The 22,809-nt window shown below is 60.6% G+C and carries 13 protein-coding genes; 10 read left to right on the top strand and 3 right to left on the bottom strand.

Annotated features, from left to right (window positions below; genetic code table 11):
- Positions 1 to 41: 41 nt before the first annotated feature.
- The 3 genes from hrpA to ACOY6C_RS07310 all read left to right on the top strand — a co-directional run bounded on the left by hrpA (position 42) and on the right by ACOY6C_RS07310 (position 5,614).
- On the top strand, positions 42 to 3,932 hold the full coding sequence (hrpA, locus tag ACOY6C_RS07320; RefSeq protein WP_420904827.1) for an ATP-dependent RNA helicase HrpA: 3,891 nt from the start codon (positions 42 to 44) through the stop codon (positions 3,930 to 3,932).
- Positions 3,933 to 4,152: 220 nt separating this feature from the next.
- On the top strand, positions 4,153 to 5,412 hold the full coding sequence (locus ACOY6C_RS07315) for an AAA family ATPase (RefSeq protein WP_420904826.1): 1,260 nt from the start codon (positions 4,153 to 4,155) through the stop codon (positions 5,410 to 5,412).
- A gap of 1 nt (position 5,413) precedes the next feature.
- Positions 5,414 to 5,614, top strand: a complete 201-nt coding sequence (locus ACOY6C_RS07310; RefSeq protein ID WP_420904825.1) for a hypothetical protein — start codon at positions 5,414 to 5,416, stop codon at positions 5,612 to 5,614.
- Between the two features lie 566 nt (positions 5,615 to 6,180).
- Here the strand turns inward: ACOY6C_RS07310 and ribF are convergent.
- Positions 6,181 to 7,164 carry a riboflavin biosynthesis protein RibF gene (gene ribF, locus ACOY6C_RS07305; RefSeq protein WP_420904824.1) on the bottom strand — a complete coding sequence of 328 codons (984 nt, stop codon included), beginning with the start codon at positions 7,162 to 7,164 and terminating at the stop codon, positions 6,181 to 6,183.
- A gap of 269 nt (positions 7,165 to 7,433) precedes the next feature.
- Between ribF and ACOY6C_RS07300 the strand changes: the two genes are divergently transcribed.
- From ACOY6C_RS07300 to ACOY6C_RS07280, 5 genes are all read left to right on the top strand, one after another.
- Positions 7,434 to 9,332, top strand: coding sequence for a SurA N-terminal domain-containing protein (locus tag ACOY6C_RS07300; protein WP_420904823.1), 1,899 nt, complete (start codon positions 7,434 to 7,436; stop codon positions 9,330 to 9,332).
- Positions 9,333 to 9,441: 109 nt separating this feature from the next.
- Entirely contained in the window at positions 9,442 to 10,884 is a 1,443-nt protein-coding gene (lpdA, locus tag ACOY6C_RS07295; protein WP_420904822.1) for a dihydrolipoyl dehydrogenase, read from the top strand.
- Positions 10,885 to 11,019: 135 nt separating this feature from the next.
- Positions 11,020 to 11,982, top strand: a complete 963-nt coding sequence (locus ACOY6C_RS07290; RefSeq protein WP_420904821.1) for a chromate resistance protein ChrB domain-containing protein — start codon at positions 11,020 to 11,022, stop codon at positions 11,980 to 11,982.
- Entirely contained in the window at positions 11,975 to 13,324 is a 1,350-nt protein-coding gene (gene chrA / locus ACOY6C_RS07285; RefSeq protein WP_420904820.1) for a chromate efflux transporter, read from the top strand. Before ACOY6C_RS07290 ends, chrA begins: the two co-directional genes overlap by 8 nt.
- 24 nt (positions 13,325 to 13,348) lie before the next feature.
- Complete coding sequence (locus ACOY6C_RS07280; RefSeq protein ID WP_420904819.1) at positions 13,349 to 14,569, top strand: MFS transporter; 1,221 nt, start codon at positions 13,349 to 13,351, stop codon at positions 14,567 to 14,569.
- A gap of 116 nt (positions 14,570 to 14,685) precedes the next feature.
- Here ACOY6C_RS07280 and ACOY6C_RS07275 read toward each other — a convergent pair whose 3' ends face one another.
- Together ACOY6C_RS07275 and glnE are read right to left on the bottom strand one after the other, a co-directional pair.
- On the bottom strand, positions 14,686 to 15,006 hold the full coding sequence (locus ACOY6C_RS07275) for an HNH endonuclease (RefSeq protein ID WP_420904818.1): 321 nt from the start codon (positions 15,004 to 15,006) through the stop codon (positions 14,686 to 14,688).
- Positions 15,003 to 18,005, bottom strand: coding sequence for a bifunctional [glutamate--ammonia ligase]-adenylyl-L-tyrosine phosphorylase/[glutamate--ammonia-ligase] adenylyltransferase (glnE, locus tag ACOY6C_RS07270; protein ID WP_420904817.1), 3,003 nt, complete (start codon positions 18,003 to 18,005; stop codon positions 15,003 to 15,005). Before glnE ends, ACOY6C_RS07275 begins: the two co-directional genes overlap by 4 nt.
- Positions 18,006 to 18,275: 270 nt before the next feature.
- Between glnE and ACOY6C_RS07265 the strand changes: the two genes are divergently transcribed.
- The gene (locus ACOY6C_RS07265; protein WP_420904816.1) at positions 18,276 to 20,705 is read left to right on the top strand and encodes an SEL1-like repeat protein; all 2,430 of its coding nucleotides are present in this window, start codon (positions 18,276 to 18,278) and stop codon (positions 20,703 to 20,705) included.
- A 202-nt stretch (positions 20,706 to 20,907) separates the two neighbouring features.
- The gene (locus tag ACOY6C_RS07260) at positions 20,908 to 22,809 is read left to right on the top strand and encodes a site-specific DNA-methyltransferase (protein WP_420904815.1); all 1,902 of its coding nucleotides are present in this window, start codon (positions 20,908 to 20,910) and stop codon (positions 22,807 to 22,809) included.

Below are 22,809 nucleotides of genomic sequence, written 5' to 3'. Positions count from 1 at the left end.
GACCATCCAGCCCTGACGACTCCCTGCCCCACCTCGGTTCGTTGCGGGACTGCCTGATCCGCGACCGCCACCCGTTGCGCAAGCTGCATGGAGAGCTTTCCCGCCAGGCGCGGGAGGGGGTCTGCCCGGATCCCAGGCGGCTGGAGGAGTTGCGCGAACGGCTCAAACGCTCGCGGGAGGGGTTCGCGCGCCGACGCGCCTCGATTCCGGCATTGAACTTTCCCGAAGAGTTGCCGATCACCGTCCGGCGCGACGACATTCTGACCGCCATCGGCAAACATCCGGTGACCATCGTCCGTGGCGCCACCGGGTCGGGCAAGACCACGCAACTGCCAAAGATCTGTCTGGCAATGGGGTTGGGAAGCGCTGGCATGATCGGGGTCACCCAGCCGCGTCGCATCGCGGCCCGCTCGATCGCGGAGTTTCTGCGTCAGGATCTCAACGATCCGGATCGGCTCATCGGCCACAAGGTGCGCTTCAACGATCACACCAACCCGGATACCCTGGTCAAGATCATGACCGATGGGATCCTGCTCGCCGAGATCCAGGGGGATCGTCTGCTCAGCCGCTACGAGGCGATCATCGTGGACGAGGCCCACGAACGGAGTCTCAACATCGACTTCCTGTTGGGGCTGTTGAAACAGATCCTGCCCAGGCGTCCGGAATTCAAGCTGATCATCAGCTCCGCCACCCTGGACGCGGAGAAGTTTTCGCGTCATTTCGGGGATGCGCCAATCATCGACGTATCGGGCCGCACCTATCCGGTCGAAACCCGCTATCGGCCTCGTGTGGTGGAAGCCGACGAGGAGAACGATCTGGAAGATGCCGAGGAGCAGAGCCTGGAACAGGCGATCCTGGCGGCGGTAGCCGAGTTGTCCCGACCTGGCATGCACGGGGATATTCTGGTGTTTCTGCCTGGCGAACAGCAGATCCGCGAGATCGGCGAGTCGCTGGACAAAACGCTTCCCCTGGGCACCGAAATCCTGCCTCTGTTCGCGCGCCTGCCGGGCGCGGATCAGCAGCGCATCTTTCAGACCGGCGCGCAACGCCGGATCATCCTGGCCACCAACGTGGCCGAAACCTCGATCACCGTACCCGGCGTGCGCTATGTGATCGACTCCGGTCTGGTGCGCATCAGCCGCATCAGCGAACGAAGCCGCATCCAGCGTCTTCCGGTGGAAAAAACCTCCCGCGCCTCGGCGGATCAACGCCAGGGACGCTGCGGACGGGTCGCGGATGGCATCTGCATCAGGCTTTATTCCGAAGAGGATTATCTCGCCCGTCCCCAGTTCACCGATCCGGAGATCCTGCGCACCCCACTCGATGCGGTGATCCTGCAAATGAAGGCGATGCGCATCGGCGAGATCGATGCCTTTCCCTTTGTCGATCCACCTCCGAACCGGTCGATCAGTCAGGGGATGCGCTTTTTGGAAGAGATCGGCGCCCTGGACGACGCCGGTCATCTCACCGCCATCGGCAAACAGTTGGCCCAACTGCCGGTGCCGCCTGGTCTGGGACGGATCCTGCTGGAAGGGGGCAAGCGCGGACGGTTGAAGGAGATCCTGGTGCTGGTATCCGCCCTCTGCATTCCCGATCCCCGCGAGGAGCCTCTGGAACACCGCGACGCGGCACGACAGGCCCATGCCCGTCACAAGGATCCCAACTCCGATTTTTCCGCGCTGCTGACTCTCTGGCGCTTCATCGGGCAGGGTCGCCTCGATCACCCGAGCAACAATGGTTTTCGCAAGTTCTTAAAGGAGAATTATCTCTCCCGTGTCCGGGTGCGGGAGTGGCTGGAGATCCACACCCAGCTTGAGGAGATGTGTCTGGAGTTGGGACTCAAACCCAACGAAACCGAAGCCACCTACGCGGAGATCCATCAGGCGCTGCTGCCGGGACTGCTCGGCAACATCGGTTTCAAGCTGGACCATCGGGAGTTCGCCGGCGCCCGCGAGAGCCGTTTCTGGATCCATCCCGGCTCGGCGTTGCATCGCAAGGCGCCTGCCTGGGTGGTGGCCGCCGAGCTGGTCGAGACCACCCGTCTTTACGCCCGCACCTGTGCGCGGGTGGAACCGGAGTGGATCGAGGCTGCGGCGGGTCCGTTGTGTCGGCGCGCCTATCTGAACGCCCACTGGGAGAAGCAGCTCGGTCAGGTGATGGCCCAGGAGCGGGTGACCCTGTTCGGCCTGGTGCTGTTGGCCAACCGCAAGGTCCATTTCGGGCCGCTCAACCCGGTCGAGGCGCGGCAGATTTTCATCCAGTCGGCCCTGGTCGAGGGAGAGTTCAATTCGAGCGCCCCCTTTTTCGTCCACAATCAGGCGATGATCGCCGAAGTGCGGGAACTGGAGCACAAAACCCGGCGTCGGGATCTGTTGACCCCGGATCCGGAACGGTATGCCTTCTACGACGAACGAATTCCAGCCTCGTTGCACGCCTCGCGCCGCTTTCACGAATGGTATGCCGAAGCACGCAAGAAAAGCCCCCGGATTCTCCATTTCGAGCGCGAACATGTGCTGCGTCGTGACGACGGATCGATCCAGGGGGAGCGTTTTCCGGGTCATTTGATCATCGACGGGCGCGAATATCCATTGGAGTACACCTTTGATCCCGGCGGTCACAACGACGGGGTGAACGTGCGCATTCCGCTTTCGCTGTTGAATCTCCTCTCCCCCCTGCCTTTCGAGTGGCTGGTGCCGGGGGTGCTGCCGGACAAGATTCTGGCTTTGCTTAAATCCCTGCCCAAGGGACTGCGCAAACCATTGGTCCCGTTGCCGCAGACGGTTGAGTGGTGCATGGGGCGTTTGAGTTACGGTAATTCTTCATTAAAGGTTACGTTAATTCAATTATTGAAATCCAGAACCCCCCTCGACATCCCCCTGGACAGCTTCCGGGAGGACTCCCTGCCCGATCACCTGCGCATGAACTTCCTGATTGTCGATGAATCGGGCACCCGCATCCTCGGACGCGGGCGGGATCTGGAGGCGTTGAGAAGCGAGCTGTGCGCGGATGCCCGCGAACGACTTGTCAAGCAACCCAAGGCGGAGTGGGAGCGCACCGGCATCATCCGTTGGGATTTCGGTCCGATTCCCGAGCAGGTGATTCTCGATGCCGGTGGCATCCGGCTGCACGGCACACCGGTGTTGCAAGACGATGGGGATTCGGTCTCGTTGCGTTTGATGAACGACCCGATGCGGGCCATCCAGACCACGCGCGGCGGACTGGCGCGGCTGTTCATGCTCCATCTGGCTTCGGCGCTCCAGGGGATCCGACGTCACCATCCGCTCTCCAGGGAGGCGTCGATGGCCTTTCTCACCCTGACCATGGGCAAGCCCGGTCCGCATGTCACGGTGATCGATCAGGCCATCCAACGGGCGATCCGTGACCTTTTTCTCCCCTCGGAAGGGTCGATCATTCGCGATCCGGACGAATTCCAGATGCGCTTGCAATCCGGACGCACCCGGCTGGTCCCCGAGGTCCAGGCGGGCGTGAATCAGGCGCAAAAGATTCTCGAAGGCTACGCCGCGCTGCGTCAGGCGATCAAGCAGGCCCCCCCGCAGGTGCTCAAGGAGGCGGTGCCGGACATCCAGGAGCAGTTATCCCACCTGTTGCCGTCGGATTTTCTCCTGTCCACCCCTTCACCCTGGCTCGAACGGCTGCCGATATACTTGAAGGCGATCCAGATTCGCCTGGAGCGCTGCGCGCGGGATCCCTTGAAAGATTCGCGCGCCATCGTCGAGATTCTTCCTTTCTGGCGGGAGTACCGCAAGCGGGCGGAGCGGCACGCACGGGAGGGGCTGACCGATCCGGAGTTGGTCGTGTTGCGCTGGATGATCGAGGAGTGGCGGGTATCGTTGTTCGCCCAGGAACTCGGCACCGCCATGCCAGTCTCGGCCAAACGCCTGACCGCCCAGCTGCAAAAGAGCCTGGCATAGGAAGGAACTATAATATTAATTATAATTTAATATATTCATTTCCTTTTTCTATACACTAAGATCATTAACAAGCAAATACTAGAGTGCATATCAAAAGAATAATTCTATTAAAGTATTTTTCTTGACTTGGATATCACTTATTGATAAAATTATAATTATAAGTTGGTGTTGATGCTATTATTTCTTGGCGTTGGCTTTCTGACGGGATAGAACTTACACCATGGCCATGATCGAAGGATTCCGAATTCGCAACTTCCGAGCCCTCAAGGATATCACCATGGGGAGGATCGGAACCGACCCAACTTTTAGTAGAGCAGAGCCTTTGACCCCCTTGGTGTCCGTAATCGGTCGCAATGGAGTGGGCAAGAGTACAATTTTTGATGCTTTTAGTTTTTTGTCCGATTGCATGGTGATGGATGTAGAGAGCGCCTGTAACGAAGGTTGGCGTGGTGGGCTGGAAAAACTGCTCTCCGCCGATGTTCAGAACGACCCACACGCAACCCTCGATTTTGTCATCTATTATCGGGAAGCGCAAAATGAACGCCCGATTACCTACGAGGTCTCCATTGGTCTAGACCCCAAGAGCGGGCGAGCATGTGTCACTTCTGAAAAACTTCGGCAGCGACGACAAAGGGAGACCTCTGGCCGCCCTTATACCTTTCTGGATCTTAACTTCGGGGTGGGCCAAGCATGGGCCGGGCAGAGAAGTGTTCAAGACGATACCGATACCAGGGATAAAATGGAGGTGACTCTCGACCCTGGACGATTGGCCATCACCACCCTGGCCGAGCATATCAAGGATCACCCCCGCATCACCAGATTCCGTAATTTCATCAAGGGATGGTATCTGAGCTATTTCACCCCTGATGCTGCCCGTCAAACCCCGAAATTCAGACCAGAAAGGCATTTGAACCGGCGTGGGGAAAACATTGCCAATGTCGTCCACTACATGGCCACCCAGGATCAGGATCGGTTCAGAAACATCCTGAAGCGCATCGGACAAAAAATCCCCGGCATCGGGCAAATCACACCTTATGTGGACCCGGTAACCCGAAACGTCTACCTGCAATTCCACGACAAAGGGTTCACCACCCCCTTCTTCGCGCCACAAATGTCTGACGGGACATTGAAACTGTTCGCCTATATGCTGCTGCTTGAAGATCCGGAACCACCGCCATTCATCTGTATCGATGAACCGGAAAACGGTTTGCATCACAAGTTGCTCGCTGACTTGGCGCGGGAGTTTCGCTTTCACGCCACGGGTAGAAAATACAAACCGCAACTCTTCATCACAACCCATCAACCTTTTTTTGTGGATGCCCTGACTCCCGCCGAGACGTGGATTCTGGAAAAGCAGGCGAATGGATTTGCCACCATATCACGCGCCAGTGACAACGCCACCATCATGGCCATGGTCAACGAGGGCATCCCGTTGGGCAACTTGTGGTACAGCGACTACATGGATGATGGGATGGTGTGAGATGAAATTCGAAATTCTCGTCGAAGGGGTTTCGGACAAAACCACCCTGTGGGACATTCTCCCGGCGATCCTCGGTCCCCGTGAACAACCTCATCTGTGGTTCATCCGAAAACATCAAGGAATCGGCAAATTACCCGAGAATCTCGTGCCACGCCAAGGATCACGGACAACACCTTACTCGGTCAACTTCCCACAAAATTGAGAGCTTATTCAAAGACACTTGATCGTGATTCGATCGTCGTCGTATTGGTGGATTTGGATGAGAAGGATGAAGTTGTTTTCCGCACACAATTGGAAACGCTCGTAACCAGCACCATTCAACGACCAAACCATGTCAACGTATTGATTTGTATTGCAATTGAATAGCTCGAGGCGTGGTATCTGGGGGACCAGAATGCTCCTGGCGCGTATCGTCTTGAACCAGGATCCTGATACATTATGCAGTCGGGGGCGATGTGAAACGGGGGAGTTCAAGGTTCAACTGGCCAGCAAGATATCGCCTTTCATGGATGTGGAGACCAACAAGTCTGAAAGCTTTCAAACTTTCAGAAATGCGTTACGCTTTAAGGCCGGTTTGCCGACATCCTTGATCTCGAGAAAGCATTCTGGAGATTGATTTAACTTGCATGATGGAGGGAAAATCCACTCACCCCCCGACCGTGGACTTCCCTGGCGGGGGTTACACGGTAAGATTTCTTGCTGAAGAGATCCCAACGCAAAGAATGGGATTTCCGGCTTGTTGAAAGCTCCATCCCAAACCAAGTACCCTCACCCCGCTCCGACGCTGAAGAAATCCCGGGCCGAGGCCACATCCCGGGCGATCTGCTCGCGCAGGGCGGAGACGTGGGGAAAGCGCATCTCGGCGCGCAGGCGCTTTACGAACTGCACCCGCAGCACCTGACGGTAGAGATTGAGCGGGATGTCGGTCAGAACGTGGGTTTCCAGATGGATTTCGGCATCCCCGAAGGTGGGATTGCGACCGATGTTCACCACCGATGGCATCCAGCATCCCCCGGCGCAGGCCCTGGCCACATAAACCCCCACCGGCGGATGCAACATGCCGCTTAGCGCCAGATTGGCGGTGGGAAACCCCAGATCCCGTCCGCGTTGGAATCCCGACACCACCCGCCCCTCCACCTCGAACGGCCGGTCGAGCAGACGCGCCGCCATGCCGAAATCCCCGGCCTCCACCTCGCGACGCACCCAGGTCGAGGAGATCGGCTGATCCCCCACGAAGACCAGCGGATGAGCCTGAACCCCGAATCCCAGTTGATCCCCCATGCGCCGCAGATCCGTAAACGATCCGGCACCCCGCGACCCGAAGCGGAAATTCTCACCCACCACCACCTCGCGCACTCCCAACCCTTCGACCAGGATCCCGCGCACGAACGTTTCCGGTTCGGTTCCGGCCAGACTGCGATTGAAGTGCAACACGAACATCGCGTCCAGTCCTGCCTCTTCCATCCAGCGCGCCTTGCCGCGCATCCCGGTGATCCGGGGAGGGGCGCGCCGGGGATCGAGCAGACTCAAGGGGTGCGGTTCGAAAGTGACGGCCATGATCGGTACTCCGTCATGACCGGCGGCCAACTCCCGCAGTCGCGCGAACAGCGCCTGATGTCCCAGATGAACGCCGTCGAAATTGCCGATCGCCACAACCGCGTCGCGAAAACGTTCCGGCAGGTTATGCAGTCCACGAATGATGTTCATCCGTCCATCGCCGATGCTGGCCACCCTCTGTACCACCCTTTCCACGTTCAAGCTTCAGATGATCCGATTTTCCATTTCGATGATCCGGATTGCAAAACCCGTTCCTCAAACAGGCGAACGCCGCGCCACCTGTCACGCACGCGCGTTTGACCGCCCTTTCGCGCATAACGAAAATATGCCATGATTGGATCTGGCGGTCTCGGTGAGGGATCGCTTTACCTAATCTTGCGCGCGATGCATCAGTATCGAGCAACAGCGCGCATCGATCATCCTTGCACACCAGAATCGCCCGTCAAACCCGGAGCCTTTGCCAGATGTTGAACGCCATGCGCCGCGGCGCCAAATCCTTCATCATTCGCCTGCTTTTGATCCTGCTCGCCATGAGCTTCATGGTCTGGGGCGTAGACAGCTACGTCAGAAGCCAAGGGCAAAAACCGGTGGTGGAGGCCGATGGATGGAAGATCGGAGTTCGGGAGTTCAGCGCCGCCTACGAACAGGAGTTCCAAACCCTGCGCGAACGGTTCGGGGGCTCCATCGACAAAAAAACCGCCGAAATGCTGGGGCTCAAGAACCGGACCCTCAACTCGTTGATCAACCGCTACCTGATCCTCAATGCTGGTCATGATCTGCACCTGACCGTCTCCACCGATATCTTGCGCCAACGCATCGACTCCACGCCCGCCTTCCAGGTGGATGGCCGTTTCGACAAGAACCGCTATGAATTGGTTCTGCGCAACAACCGGCTCTCCCCGAAGGAGTTCGAAGCCCAACTCAAGGCCGATATCGTCTCGGATCAGATCCGTCGCGCGGTCAGCCAACCCACCGTGCTGCCCAAGGCGCTTGTGAACGACATTTACCGTCACAACAACGAAAAACGGGTCGCCAACATTGTAACACTCGATCCCAAGGAGCTGGAAGATTCCATCAAACCCGCGGATGCCGAACTCGAGGAGTTCCTGAAGAAAAACCAGGCGCAGTTCATGACCAAGGCCAAGGTCAAGCTCCGTTACGCCCTGCTCAACAACGACAGCGTGCGTGACGCGGTGAAGGTCACCGATGAAGAGATGCGGGAGTTCTACGAGGAGCACATCCGGGAGTATCGCAAGGGCGAAACCCGTCAGGCGCGTCACATCCTGGCCCGTATCGACGAAAAGAGCGATGCCGCGGCAGCCAACGAAAAGATCCGCAAGGCCTCCGACCGTCTCAAGGCCGGCGAACCGTTCGAAACCGTGGCCAAGGAGATGTCCGACGACGCCTCCGCCGGTCAGGGGGGCGACCTGGGCGAGTTCGGACCTGGAATGATGGTTCCCGAATTCGACAAGGCGGTCTTTTCCGCCGAGGTCGGCAAGGTCTCGGAGCCGGTGACCACGAAATTCGGGGTGCATCTGATTCGCGTGGAGAAGATCAACGCGCCGGAGACCAAACCGTTGGAAAAGGTGACCCTGGAGGTTCGCGGGCGCATCGTGGAGAACAAGGCCAAGGATCTGGTCTACGACCGTTCCGCCACCTTCGAGGATCAATTGGCCGCCTCCGGCAATCTGCAAACGATCGCCAAGGATCTCAATCTGCGCTACAAGGAGACCGACTTTTTCGCCCGCGATGAACCAGGTCGCGGCGGCGTGGAGAACGATCCCAAGTTCCTGGAAGTGGCCTTTTCGACTGCCAAGGGTTCTGTTTCACCGCTGCTGGAGTTGACCAATCATCAGTTTTTGGCCCTCGAGGTGCTGGATCGTCAAGAGCCGACGCCCAAGAGTCTGGAACAGGCCAAGGAGGAGGTGACCCGCGCTTTCCGGGCGGAAAAGGGACGCGAGGAGGCCGCCAAACTCATGCAAAACGCCCTCAAGGCTCTGGGCGAGGGCAAACCGATCCAGGAGATCGCTGCCGCGAACGACAAATTGCGGATTTCCACCCCTGCCCCGTTCCTGCGTGAGGGCAAGGAGAAGGAACCGGGCGCCAAGATCCGCGAGGCGGTTTTCAAACTCCATCCGGACAAGCCTCATTTCGGGGAGATCATCGACGACGAAGGTCGTTTGAGTCTGGCGCGGCTGGAAAAGATCATCGACGCCCCCGCCGAAATCGACAAGGAGGCGGAAAATGAACTGCTCGCCAAACTTGAGGAGTCGCTGGGACAAGAACAGCTCATCGCCTATCTGAACGGATTGTGGATCAAGGCCAACATCCACATCAATCAAGACATTCTGGATCGGTTGTGAGTCGTTTGTTCGTCCGGGGCACAGGCTGACGCTTCCAGGAGTTGATTGGACCATGCCATCCGGACACGTCACGGTTGAACCCACGCCACCCCCATCCAGGAGCACGTCCGTGCGGAGCGAATATCAGGTCGCTGTGATCGGCGCCGGACCAGGTGGCTACAGCGCCGCGTTTCTGGCTGCGGGACAGGGACTTTCCACCGTGCTGATCGATCCCGAGTCCGCCCCCGGCGGGGTCTGTCTGCATCGCGGCTGCATTCCGAGCAAGGCGCTCCTGCATGCGGCACGGGTGATCACCGAAAGCCGCGAGGCGGGTCGGATGGGGATCCACTTCCCAGCCCCCACGATCGACCTGGAGCGGCTGCGCGCCTGGAAAACCGAGATCGTCACCCGCCTTACCACGGGGCTGGCCCAGCAGTGCCAACTGCGCGGCGTGACCCTGGTTCGAGGTCGGGCCAGCCTGCTCGATCCCAACCACCTGCGCATCGAGCATCCGCCATCCGAACCGATCCAAATCCGCGCCGGGCACATCATCCTGGCGACCGGATCCCGACCCGCGACGCTGCCAGATGTCGATGCCAGCCTTGCCGGTGTCATGGACTCCACGACAGCCTTGTCTCTCGAAAAAATCCCCGCCTCCCTGCTGGTGGTGGGCGCCGGCAACATCGGTCTGGAGTTGGGGACGGTCTATGCCGCCCTGGGTGCGCAGGTGCATGTCGTCGAGGCGGGAACCGGCATCCTGCCCGGAACGGATCGCGATCTGGTGCGTCCCCTGGCCGCGCGTTTGGGAAAAACCTTGGCCTCGCTCACCATGAACGCGCGTCTCGAGCGGGTCGAATCCATCTCCGAAGGGGTGCGGGTGACCCTGACCGATGGCTCGGGCAACCGGATCGTGCATGACGTTGAACAAATGCTGATCGCCACGGGACGGACTCCGGCCAGCGACATCCCCGGACTGGAGAGGACCAGAGTGACACGGGACGGACGCGGCGCGATTCAGGTGGATGGATCCCTGCGCACCGCCGAGCCGACCATTCTGGCCATCGGGGATGTGACCGGCGGACCGATGCTGGCTCATCGCGCCTCGGCCCAGGCCCGGGTCGCCATCGCCACCCTTTGTGGCGCGCCCCCGCCGGAACGCCTGCCGATCCTGCCAGGCGTCACCTATACCGATCCGGAGGTGGCCTGGGCGGGTCTGACCGAAACCGTGGCCCGCGAACAGGGGATCCCGGTGCGGGCGGTCCGTTTTCCCTGGGCAGCCTCGGGTCGCGCCCACACCCTGGAGCGCACCGAAGGGGTGACCAAATGGATCCTGGAGCCGGATTCAGGCCGAATTCTCGGTGTGGGCATCACCGGACCGGGGGCAGGAGAGTTGATCGCCGAGGGGATTCTGGCCATGGAGCACGGCTTGACGATCGACCGGATCGCCCATTGCGTCCATCCCCATCCCACCCTGTCGGAGACGATGATGGAGGCTGCGGAGATCTTCTCCGGATCCTCCATCCATTTTCACGCCCCCCGTCGCGACCCGCGCGGCGCCCCGCCCCACCGCTGAGATTCCGACCGGCCAGACACTGAGATTCCGACCGGCCAGGCGTCACATTCCATGCAGGATGCAATTAAATTTGCAATGATCGCTACAATATTGTAGAAATCATGACAGATTTAATTTCTGACCACAGATCCGCTCATGACTTTAAATTCGGTTCCCTATCTGGCCCTGCTGTTCAGTCTGCCGGCACGCAACGCCACGGAGCGGATGCGCGCGTGGCGGGCGTTGAAAAGCATGGGGGGGGCGGTGCTGCGCGACGGGGTCTATCTGCTCCCCGCCGGCAACGGGCGGGAACTGCCCCTCATCGAGGTCGCCCGCGGCATCCAGGAGGCGGGCGGTCAGGCCGAGGTGGTCGGCATCGTGACCCGCTCCGAAGCACAGAACCTCACCTTTCGCGCCCTCTTCGACCGGCAGGCCGATTATCTGACCTTAAGCGACGAAATCGCCTGCATCGATCCCGATACTCTGGAGATCACCCCCCTGAAACGGTCGGTGCGGTTGCTCAGACGCCGTTTCAACGACATTGCCAGGATCGATTTTTTTCCCAGTGACCAACAAACCGGGCTGTTGAACGCCCTGACCGCCCTCGAGTCGCTCATCGCGCGCCGGATCGATCCCTCGGAACCCATGGCATGTCATGCGCCGATCCCGCGACTCGATCCCGCCGATTTTCAGGGTAGGGTCTGGGTCACCCGCGCCAATCCGTGGGTGGATCGGCTCGCCTCGGCCTGGCTGATCCGGCGTTTCATCGATCATCAAGCGCGCGTTGTCTGGCTGGAACCTGGATCCGTCCCTCCGGAAGAGTCGCCGGGATTCGATTTCGATGGCGCGACGTTCACGCATGTTGGCAATCGGGTCACCTTCGAGGTGCTGCTGGCCGCTTTCGGTCTGGAGGAGGATCCCGCGCTGATGGCCATCGGTCGGATGATCCACGCCCTGGATCTGGGGGGAAGCAGTCCCGAGGCGGCGGGGTTCGAGGCGCTTCTCAAGGGGATGCGGCATCGCGCGGGGGATGACGATGCCATGTTCGCGGCCTGCATCATTGTTCTGGATGATTATTATCTCTCTTTTTCCCATGACAAGGAACGCTTCGATGGTTGACGACCGACCGGCGTCCCAACGCCCGCCGCACCCCTCCTTTTGGGAGGCGTTTTTCTATTGGTTGAAACTGGGATTCATCAGTTTCGGCGGACCTGCCGGACAGATCTCGGTCATGCACCAGGAGTTGGTGGAAAAACGGCGCTGGATCTCCGAACACCGTTTTCTTCACGCCCTGAACTACTGCATGCTGCTGCCCGGTCCCGAGGCCCAGCAGTTGACCATCTACATCGGCTGGCTGCTGCATCGCACCTGGGGCGGCATCGTGGCGGGAACGCTGTTCGTTCTGCCATCGCTGTTGATCCTCATCGTCCTGACCTGGATCTACATCGCCTTTGGCGAGGTGCGTTGGGTGCAGGGGATCTTTGTCGGCATCAAGCCCGCCGTGGTGGCGGTGGTGCTGTTCGCCGCCTGGCGCATCGGCTCGCGCGCCTTGAAAAACCGTCTGCTCATGGGGTTGGCTTTCGCCTCGTTCGTGGCGATTTTCCTGTTTCACCTCCCCTTCCCGCTCATCGTGCTGGGTGCCGCCATCCTCGGCGCCATCGGTGGACGGATCAGGCCGGATCTGTTCAAAGGCGGCGCCGGTCATGGCGGTGGGGATAAACACTACGGCCCGGCCCTGATCGACGACGATACCCCGCCGCCGGAGCATGTCCGTTTCAAACCGGCGCGGCTGGCCTTCATGATCGCGGTTTTTCTCGCGGTCTGGGGGGCGATCATGCTGCTTTTGACCAACCCGACCCTGCACGACATGGGGATGTTCTTTTCCAAGGCGGCGCTGGTCACCTTTGGCGGGGCCTATGCGGTGCTGCCGTATGTCTATCAGGGTGGGGTGGAGACCTACGGCTGGCTGACCGGCGCGCAGATGGTCGATGGACTGGCCCTCGGCGAAACCACGCCGGGACCGTTGATCATGGTGGTGGCCTTCGTGGGATTCGTGGGCGGCTGGACCAAGGCGCTGTTCGGCCCGGACGCCCTGTTCTGGGCGGGCGCCGCCGGCGCGACCGTGGCCACGATCTTCACCTTTCTCCCTTCCTACCTCTTCATTCTGGCCGGCGGACCGCTGATCGAGGCCACCCACGGGGACATGAAATTCACCGCGCCCCTGACCGCCATCACCGCCGCCGTGGTGGGCGTGGTGGTCAATCTGGCGGTCTTTTTCGCCTGGCATGTGCTCTGGCCTCACGCCACGGAGGCATCCCCCTTTTCGGGAGGTTTCGCCGGGTTGCAGGCAGGGATCATCGTGGTCGCCTTTGTCGCGCTGTTTCGTTACAAACAGGATATCATGCGGGTGATCGGCGTTTGCATGGTGTTGGGTCTGATGCAGACCTTCCTGCTCCCTTGACGCTCCTGTTCGGAATACCAAGGCATGGCAATGGAACCCGTCCCTTCGCACACCCACCGATTGTGGTCCTTTCTGGCGCTCAAGCGCGAAACGGTGGGCCTGCTTTTGCTTGTGGTGCTGGTCGGGCTCGGAGAGCGGCTGGCCGAGCGGTTTTTGCCGATCTATCTGCTGGCATTGGGAGGCGGGGTGTGGGTGATCGGCACTCTGGGGGCGATGCAAAACCTGTTAAGCGCCCTTTATTCCCTGCCGGGGGGCTATCTGGCCGAACATCTGGGGATCCGCAAAAGCCTGATTATCATCAATGTGACCGCGATGTGCGGCTATCTGATCGTGATCCTGGTGCCGAGGTGGGAGGCGGTTCTGGTGGGGGCGGTGCTGTTTCTGGCCTGGAGTTCACTCTCCTTGCCGGCCAGCATGGGGTTGATCGCCCAGGTGCTCCCTTCCAACAAACGGACCATGGGGGTGACCATGCATTCGCTGGTCAAGCGACTCCCCATGGCGTTGGGGCCGGTGATCGGCGGGGTGTGCGTGGATCGGTTCGGCGAGGTGGAGGGGATCCGGATCGCCTTTGGCATCGCGCTGGTTCTGGCCGGGATCGGGCTGTTCGCCCAGCAACGGCTCATCCCGGAAGACAAGCCGGGCACCCCGCCCCCCTTCTCGCCGGCCAAGGTTCTGGCCCTGCTCACCCCGAACATGCGGCAGTTGCTGGTCTCCGACATCCTGGTGCGTTTTTGCGAGCAGATCCCGTATGCGTTCGTGGTGGTCTGGTGCATGAAGGTGATCGCCGAACCGGTTTCCGCCACGCAGTTCGGCTATCTGACCTCGATCGAGATGCTCACTGCGGTGCTGGTCTATCTGCCGGTGGCGTGGCTGGCGGACCGGAGCGGCAAGAAACCGTTCGTGGTGATCACGTTTCTGTTTTTCAGTGCCTTTCCCCTGGTGTTGTTGCACGCGGATTCGTTTGAATGGCTGGTGGTCGCCTTCGTGATCCGGGGGTTGAAGGAGTTCGGGGAGCCGGCGCGCAAGGCGTTGATCCTGGATCTGGCCCCGCCGGCCCATCGCGCCGCCGCCTTCGGGGCCTATTATCTGGCCCGCGATCTGGTGGTTTCGCTGGGCGCCTTGAGCGGGGCGTTGCTGTGGCAGCTCGGACCCGAGGTCAACCTGTGGTGCGCCACGCTGTTCGGCCTGCTCGGCACGATCTGGTTTGCCCTGTGGTGCCAGGAGAAGCCGACGGGAGACGGGTGAGGGGATCTCTCCCCATCATGCACGTTAGCTTAAGAGGGATCCATACCGCAGCAAATCTCCCAAGCGCTCCGCCCTTGGACCCCACCAAGGGGCCAACAGCCCATGATGGACCGCGTTCAAGAACGCCCCTCCCCGCCTGCCGCGCGCTTCTCCTCCACGCGAATCCGCCATTGGGAACTGCTGAGACAACGCTTCTCCCGGTTGCACGCCTGGCAGGCGGGCACCAGATTATCCCGCGCGCTGCGTCCGCCGCGAATCACCGGCACCACATGATCCATGGTCAACTCCGACGGATGGACCCGTGACCCGCAGTAGTGACATACCCCGCGTCCGATCTGACTCTTCCACCAGGCGGAACGTTTCAGCTCCTTGGCCTTGAGCCGCTCGCGCTCCATCACCTCCGGATCCGCCGGCACGAAGAGATCATCCAGGTTCATGGCTCCAGATATTTCCCATAGATCGGCACCACCCGTTCGAACCGCGTCTGCAACGCCGGGAAGATCGGCTCCTCCAGGGCGTGACAGAGCCGTTCCAGACGGGTACGGATCTTTTCATCCGGGCCGATGCGGTTTTCGGCGCGATCGTGCAACAAACGCAAACGGTTTTCGGTGAAGCGATAGAGCCCGTAGGCATCCTCGAGCACCCGCGCCTCATCCGGCTCGAGGATCCCGGCCCGACGCAACCCCCGCAGGGCGTTGGGGAGATTCGAGGAGAGAATCGTCGGATGGTCGGCGGCATGGGCCAGGGTCAGATACTGGACCAGAAACTCCACATCCACGATGCCGCCGCGGCTCTGCTTGATGTCAATCCACCCTTCCGGCGGGGTTTTCTCCTGGGCGATGCGTCGGCGCATGTCGGCCACCTCCTGACGCACCTTTTCCGCATCGTGGCCACGGGTGAAGATCGAGGCAATGGCCTGGCGCAATTCGTCGAGAAAGGCCGGATCCCCGGCGATCGGACGGGCACGGGTGAGGGCCTGATGCTCCCAGATCCACGCCTCGTGGGTCTGGTAGTGCAGAAACGCCTCCAGCGAGGTGACCACCGGCCCCGATTTTCCCGAGGGACGCAGCCGCATGTCCAGTTCGTAGAGCTTGCCGGCGCGGGTCATGCTGGTGATGGCGGTGATGACCCGTTGGCCCAAACGGGTGAAAAACAGCGCGTTGGGGATCGAACGGTTCGGATCCTCGGTGAACTGCCCCTCGCCGCGACTGCCATGGATGAAGATCAGATCCAGATCCGACGAAAATCCCAACTCCTTGCCGCCCAGTTTGCCCATGGCCAGGATGGCGAACGGGGCGATCTGTTTGACGCCCTCCGCGTCGAGGAACACCGGCATGCCATGCCGCTCCACCAGTTCGCGCATGGCATCGGCCAGCACCCGTTGCAGGATCACATCCGCCAGTTGCGACAGACCGGCCATCACCTCTTCGGGTTCGGCCAGGCCGGAGAGATCGCGAATGCCGAGTCGCAACGTTTCGGCGTTCTTGAACTCACGCAGGGTCAACAACACCGCCTCGGGATCTCCGGCCTTGGCCAGCGCCCGATCCAGATCCTGGGCCATTTCGCCCTTGCCGCGAAAATGGCCCAGAAAATCGGTGGTGACCAGATTGTCCAGAAGCTCGGGATGGTGAATCAGGAACCGGGAGAGCAAGGCCGAGGTGCCGAACAGGCGCACCAGCAGTTTCAAGACCGGCGGGGTCTCGCGCAGCATGGCCAGATAGTTGACCCGGTGGCCCAGGCCGCGCATGAACCCTTCGGCGTGTTGCAGGGCCATGTCCTGGTCCGGCGCGGCGAGGATTTCGTTCAGGAACGGGACCGCCAGGCGACCGTACCACTGGCGCGTCTCCTCGCGCAGACGGGAGAGATTGGGGCCGTCGCGCAGCACGGCGATCAGGTCGAGGGCCTGACGGGGGTTCTCGAAACCGGCATCGGCGACCGCGCGCAAGGCGCTCTCCTCGTTCGGATGGTACGCCAGCAGCGCCCCGGCCATGGGGGTGGCACGCACCACATCGACCTTTTCGCCTTCCAGAAAAAGCTGACCGTAGATACCATGCACGGTCTCGACCACCGCGGCGAAGCGACAGCGGAAGGTGTCGGCATCGGCAAATCCCATCCGTTTGGCCACCGCCAGATAGCCTGTCTCGTCCTCGGGCAGGGAGTGGATCTGCCGCTCCCGTTCGATCTGCAAGCGGTGCTCGACGGTGCGCAGGAACCGGTAATGGTGCACCAGGGTATCGGCCACCGGCTGGGTCAACAGGTTCGCCTCGACCAGCCGGGCCAGAACCTTTTCGGTGGGCCGAACCCTTAGGTTCACGTTTTTGCCGCCGTGGATCAACTGCTGGCACTGCACGAAGAATTCGATCTCGCGGATGCCGCCGTAGCCGAGCTTGACGTTGCGATGGTAATCCTGGCGGGCGCTGATCTTTGAGTCGATCTGCCTTTTCATGTCGCGGATGGCTTCCAGGGCCGCGAAATCCAGATACCTCCGGTAGACGAACGGCACCAGATTGGCCAGGAACTGTTCGCCCAACTCCAGATCGCCGGCCACCGGACGGGCCTTAATCATCGCCGCCCGCTCCCAGGTACGTCCCCAGGATTCGTAATAGATCTCCGCCGAACGCCGGGACAAGGTAAGATCCCCGCTCTCCCCCTCGGGACGCAAACGCAAATCGATGCGAAACACCATGCCGTCGGCGGTGGCCTCGCCCAGCAGGCGAATCAGTTCGCGTCCCAGCCGGTTGAAGAACTCCTTGATCGACACCGGTCTGTTCCCGGTGCAACCGCCGCGATCCTCGTCATACAGATAGATCAGATCGATGTCCGAGGAGAAATTCAGCTCACGAGCCCCGAGTTTGCCCATGCCCAGGATCACGAACCGGGAGGGATGACGCCCCTCCTCGTCGTTATCGGCCATCGGCGGACCGTGGATGGCCGAGAGATGGCGCCGCAACCAGCGATAGCCGGCCTCCAGGGCGGCATCCGCGAGCGCGGAGAGACCACCGGTGGTCTCGGTGAGGGGGGCTTCGTTGGTCAGATCGCGCAGACCGATGCCCAGAAAGGTGCGATGCTTGTGATACCGCAACAACCGCGCCACCTCGTTGCGCGACTCGGTGGCCAGAACCGCCTCCACCAGACCGCGATTCCAGGCCACCGGATCCTCGTGGTGGTATGCATCTTCGAGAAACTCCGGCCATTTGGCGAGCACATGGGCCAGATAGGGAGAGTTCCCCCAGGCGGTCATCAGGCGTCGCCGCCAGACCGGATCGGTCAGACGGGCATGCAGCACCGCGAGCAGTTCCGGTCGCTCGGAGGCCAGGGAGGCGGCCAGATCGCGCAGGCGACTCAAGGCCGGCTCGGGTTCGGCGGTCCGCTCGGCGAGCGCGCACAGGTCCGCTTCGATCTCGGACGAAAGATTCAAATGGGGCGAAATGGACAATCCAGACAAACTCCCAAAAAGACCACGCGAATGAACCGTTGCATGGTACCTCCTTTTGCGGCTTCGGTGCAATTCCCGCCCGATCTCTCTACACTGCCCGGCATGATCGAGCGTATACCCTCCCCCCTGGTTTATCGGCACTTTTGCCTGTATGATGCAACGGGTGATTAACGAGACCGGCAATCGGAACACGGGCCGGCTTCCCCATTTTTGGTTTCAAGTCTGTGTAAACGCTCGCGAGCAGGTGCCATTGTGGACGATTTCCGAAAAATGGTCGAATTGGCCGAACAGGGGGATGCCGAGGCGCAATTTTTCTTGGGCTTCACCTCCCACGATGGCGGGGATCTGCCCAAGGATGACCAGAAAGCGGCCCACTGGTGGAGCAAGGCGGCCAGGCAGGGCCATGCGGATGCCTTGTTCAACCTTGGCATTCTGTACGAAAACGGTCAAGGGGTTCCCAGGGATGCCGAACAGGCGGCCCACTGCTACCGTCAGGCCGCCACCCAGGGTCACGACGGCGCGCAGTTGAATCTGGGGCTGCTGTACGAAGAGGGGGTCGGGGTGCCCAAGGACGACGCCCAGGCCGCCTTCTGGTATCGCCAGGCCGCCACCCAGGGCAATCCTGGCGCGCAGTTCAACCTGGGGATTCTGTGCGAAAAAGGACGCGGGATCCCCAAGGACGACGAACAGGCCGCCTTCTGGTGGCGTCAGGCCGCAGAACGGGGCGAGGGGCGCGCCTGCGTCAATCTGGGCATCCTGTACGAAGATGGACGGGGCGTGGCTCACGACGACTCCCAGGCGGTTTATTGGTGGAGCCAGGGGGCCCATCTGGGGGATGCCAAGGCGCAATTCAACCTGGGGGTGATGTTCGAGGCCGGACGCGGCGGATTGAGAAAGGATGACGAACAGGCCGCCGGTTGGTGGCAAAAAGCCGCCGAACAGGGCTATGCCCGCGCCCGGTTCAATCTGGGCATCCTGTGCGAACAGGGACGCGGCGTGCCCAAGGATGATGAACGGGCTGCCCACTGGTATCGACTGGCCGCGGGCCAGGGGTTTCCGGACGCCCAGTTCAATCTGGGGGTTTTTTACGCCCAGGGACGGGGAGGTCTGACGCAAAGCGACGACCAGGCGGTGGCCTGGTATCGGCTGGCTGCCGAACAGCAGAACGCCGAGGCCCAATACAGCCTGGGCGGCATGTACATCACCGGTCGCGGGGTCGAGATCGACGAGGAGCAGGCGGTTTTCTGGTGGACGCGCGCTGCGGGTCAGGGGTTTGCCAAGGCCCAGTATAATTTGGGCGTGATGCACGAATCCGGACGCGGGGGATTGACCGCCAACGACGAACACGCGGTCTTCTGGTGGAGCAGCGCGGCGGATCAGGGGGATGCCCTGGCCCAGTACAACCTGGCGGTGATGTACGAACACGGTCGCGGCGGTCTGCCCCGTGACGACGAACAGGCCGCCAACTGGTATCGGCTGGCCGCCGAACAGGACCATCTGGCCGCGCAGTTCAATCTCGGGCTGTTGTTCGAGCAAGGTCGCGTCGGGCCGAGGGACGATCTCCAGGCCTTCTACTGGTTTGCGCGCGCCGCCGACAAGGGAGATGCCAAGGCGCAATACAACCTGGGGGTGATGCACGAACAGGGACGGAGCGGACCGAAGGACGATCGTCAGGCCGCGACCTGGTTTCGCAAGGCGGCGGATCAGGGCCACCCCAAGGCGCTCTTCAACCTCGGCATCCTGCACGCCACCGGACGCGGCGACCTCATCACGGATCCCATCAAGGCCATCACCTGCTGGACCTGGGCCGCGGCCCAGGAGCACGCCAAGGCGCAGTTCAACCTCGGGGTGATGTTCGAAAACGGCCAGGGGGTGCCTCGGGATTTTCTTCAGGCCCGGCACTGGTATCAGAAGGCCGCCAGTCTGGGCAATGCCCGTGCCCAGCTCAACCTCGGCTTCATGTACGCCAGCGGACGCGGGGTGTCCAAGGATGACCGTCAGGCCATCTCCTGGTTCTTCAAGGCCGCCCGACAAGGCGATCCGATCGCCCAGTTCAACATGGGCATCGCCTACGACAACTGGTCGGAGCTGGGACCGGATGCCAAACAGGCCGCCTTCTGGTTCCAGCGCGCCGCCCGGCAGGGTCACGCCGGCGCACAATTCAACCTGGCGATCAAATATTCGACCGGCGAAGGGGTGCCCAAGGATCTGATCCAGACCGTTTACTGGTTCCACCGCTCGGCGGATCAGGGCCATGCCGGCGCCCAGTTCAACCTCGGGGTGATGTACGCCATCGGTCGCGGCGTGCCCCACGACGACACCCTGGCGGTGGAGTGGTATCGCAAGGCGGCCAACCAGGGCAACGCCAACGCCCAATCCAACCTGGGCTTCATGTACGAACACGGCCTGGGGGTGCAGAAGGACGACAAACAGGCGCTGGTCTGGTATCTGAAGGCCGCCGAACAGGGACATGCCGGCGCGCGGTTGAATCTGGGGGCCATGTACGCCAAGGCCCACGGCGTACCCCAAGACTTCACGATCGCCCACGCCTGGCTGGAACTGGCCGCCCGCCATGGCAACGAGGAGGCGGCCAGCCTGCGCAACACCATCGCCCGCGAAATGAGCCTGGAGCAGGTCACCGCCGCCCGGATGCTGGCCGAGGAGTGGGACGAAAAGTTCCCGGCCCGGCTCGGTGGATAGCGCGGCCAGGGGGTCTCCCCAAACAAGCCGCAACGAGTGAAAAAAAACGTCATCATCGCCGGTCCCAAATGGTGCGGGGAAAACGGCCTTGGCGCGCGTGGCTGAACGGGTCAAACAGGGTGGGCACGATGTGCCTGAAATGATTGTCCGCCGCCGGTTAACATCCCAGTCAGACCAAAGTGCACGCAGAGAGGGCATGACCATGAAAAAACTGACCCCCAACGATCCGGAAATGCAAAGCGCCGACCTGGTGGCCGAGAACGTCGAGCGGCTCAAGAGCCTGTTCCCGGAGGCATTCACCGAGGGCAGGATCGATTTTGAGGTGCTCAAGGGGTTGCTGGGCGGTCATGTGGATGAACGGGAGGAAAAATACGGCCTCGACTGGCACGGCAAGCGTCAGGCCCGCCGACTGGCCCTGACCCCTTCCACCGGCACCTTGCGCCCCTGCCCCGAGGAGAGCGTGGATTGGGATACCACGCAAAACCTCATGATCGAGGGGGACAATCTGGAGGTGCTCAAACTCTTGCAGAAGAGCTACGCCAACAAGGTCAAGCTGATCTACATCGATCCCCCCTACAACACCGGCAAGGATTTCGTCTATCCCGACGACTACCGGGACAATATTCGAAACTATCTGGAACTGACCGGGCAGGTGGATGGCGAGGGGCGGCGTATTTCCAGCAATACCGAGGCCTCGGGGCGATTTCATACCGATTGGTTGAATATGATGTATCCCCGATTGCGGTTGGCGCGGAATCTGTTGCGGGACGATGGAGTGATTTTTGTGAGCATCGATGACAACGAAATTTGCGATTTACGAGCATTGATGGACGATATATTTGGTTGCGAGAACTTTATTGCAAATATTGTTTGGCAGAAAAAATATGCGGTCTCGAATGACGATCCTGGAATCGCTCCAATGCACGACCATATTCTTGTTTACCAGCGATCAGAAAAATTTGAGCGTAATCTCCTTCCAAGAACGGATAAACAAAAATCGCGTTATACTAATACAGATAATGATCCTCGCGGAAATTGGAGTTCTGATAATTATATAAGTAATAAATCAAGATTTGAGCGCCCCACACTCTGGTATGCAATTACTCATCCAAAAACTGGAGAGGATGTATGGCCCGAAGAAAGTGCTGTCTGGCGATATTCTCGGGAAAAGCATGCCCAGATTGAGCGTGAAAACAGGCTATATTGGGGGCCAGATCTATCTTATAAACGGCCTCGTCTGAAACGTTTCCTTTCAGAAGTTCAGGATGGTGTCGTACCTCCGACTTGGTGGACGTTCCAAGAAGTTGGGCACAACGATGAAGGACAGAAAGAAACAGCCGAGTTGATCGGACCAAAGATATTCAATACACCAAAACCAGTTCGCCTACTACGTCGTATGCTTGAGTTGGGATGTGATAAAAATGGTATAATTCTTGACTTCTTCGCCGGTTCCGGCACCACCGCCCACGCTGTTCTCGATCTCAACAAGCAGGATGGTGGCAACCGCCGTTTCATCCTGGTCCAGTTGCCCGAACCCACCGGACAGAAGGAATACCCCACCATCGCCGACATCTGCAAGGAGCGGGTGCGGCGGGTCATCAAGAAGCTCGACGCCGAAGACGCGGGCAAGCTTGACCTGAGTGACGGAGCCAAACAAGACCGGGGTTTCCGCGTTTTCAAACTCGATACCAGCAACCTCAAACCCTGGGATCCCAACCCGGAAAACCTGAACCGAACTCTGCTGGATCAGTCCGATCACATCCTCCCGGATCGCTCCGAGCAGGATCTGCTGTTCGAACTCCTCCTCAAGCTGGGGCAGGAACTGACCGCGCCCTTGACTACCCGCATCCTGGCCGGAAAAACGGTCCACGCCATCGGCTCCGGCGTGCTGATCGTCTGTCTGGACAGGGAGATCACCCGCGACCAGGCCGAACCCCTGGCCCTGGAAATGCTCGCGTGGCGGCGGGAACTGGCCCCGACCGACGCCACCACCTTTGTCTTCCGCGACGCGGCCTTTGTCGATGATGTCGCCAAAACCAATCTGGCGGCCATCCTGGAGCAGAATTTGCCCGCGAGCGCCCTGGCCCGCATTCGCAGCCTGTAA

Source organism: Candidatus Magnetaquiglobus chichijimensis (genome assembly GCF_045865675.1).
GTDB classification, from domain to species: domain Bacteria; phylum Pseudomonadota; class Magnetococcia; order Magnetococcales; family Magnetaquicoccaceae; genus Magnetaquiglobus; species Magnetaquiglobus chichijimensis.
Note: the sequence above shows the minus strand (reverse complement) of the source record. Positions and strands in the feature narration are given on the sequence as shown.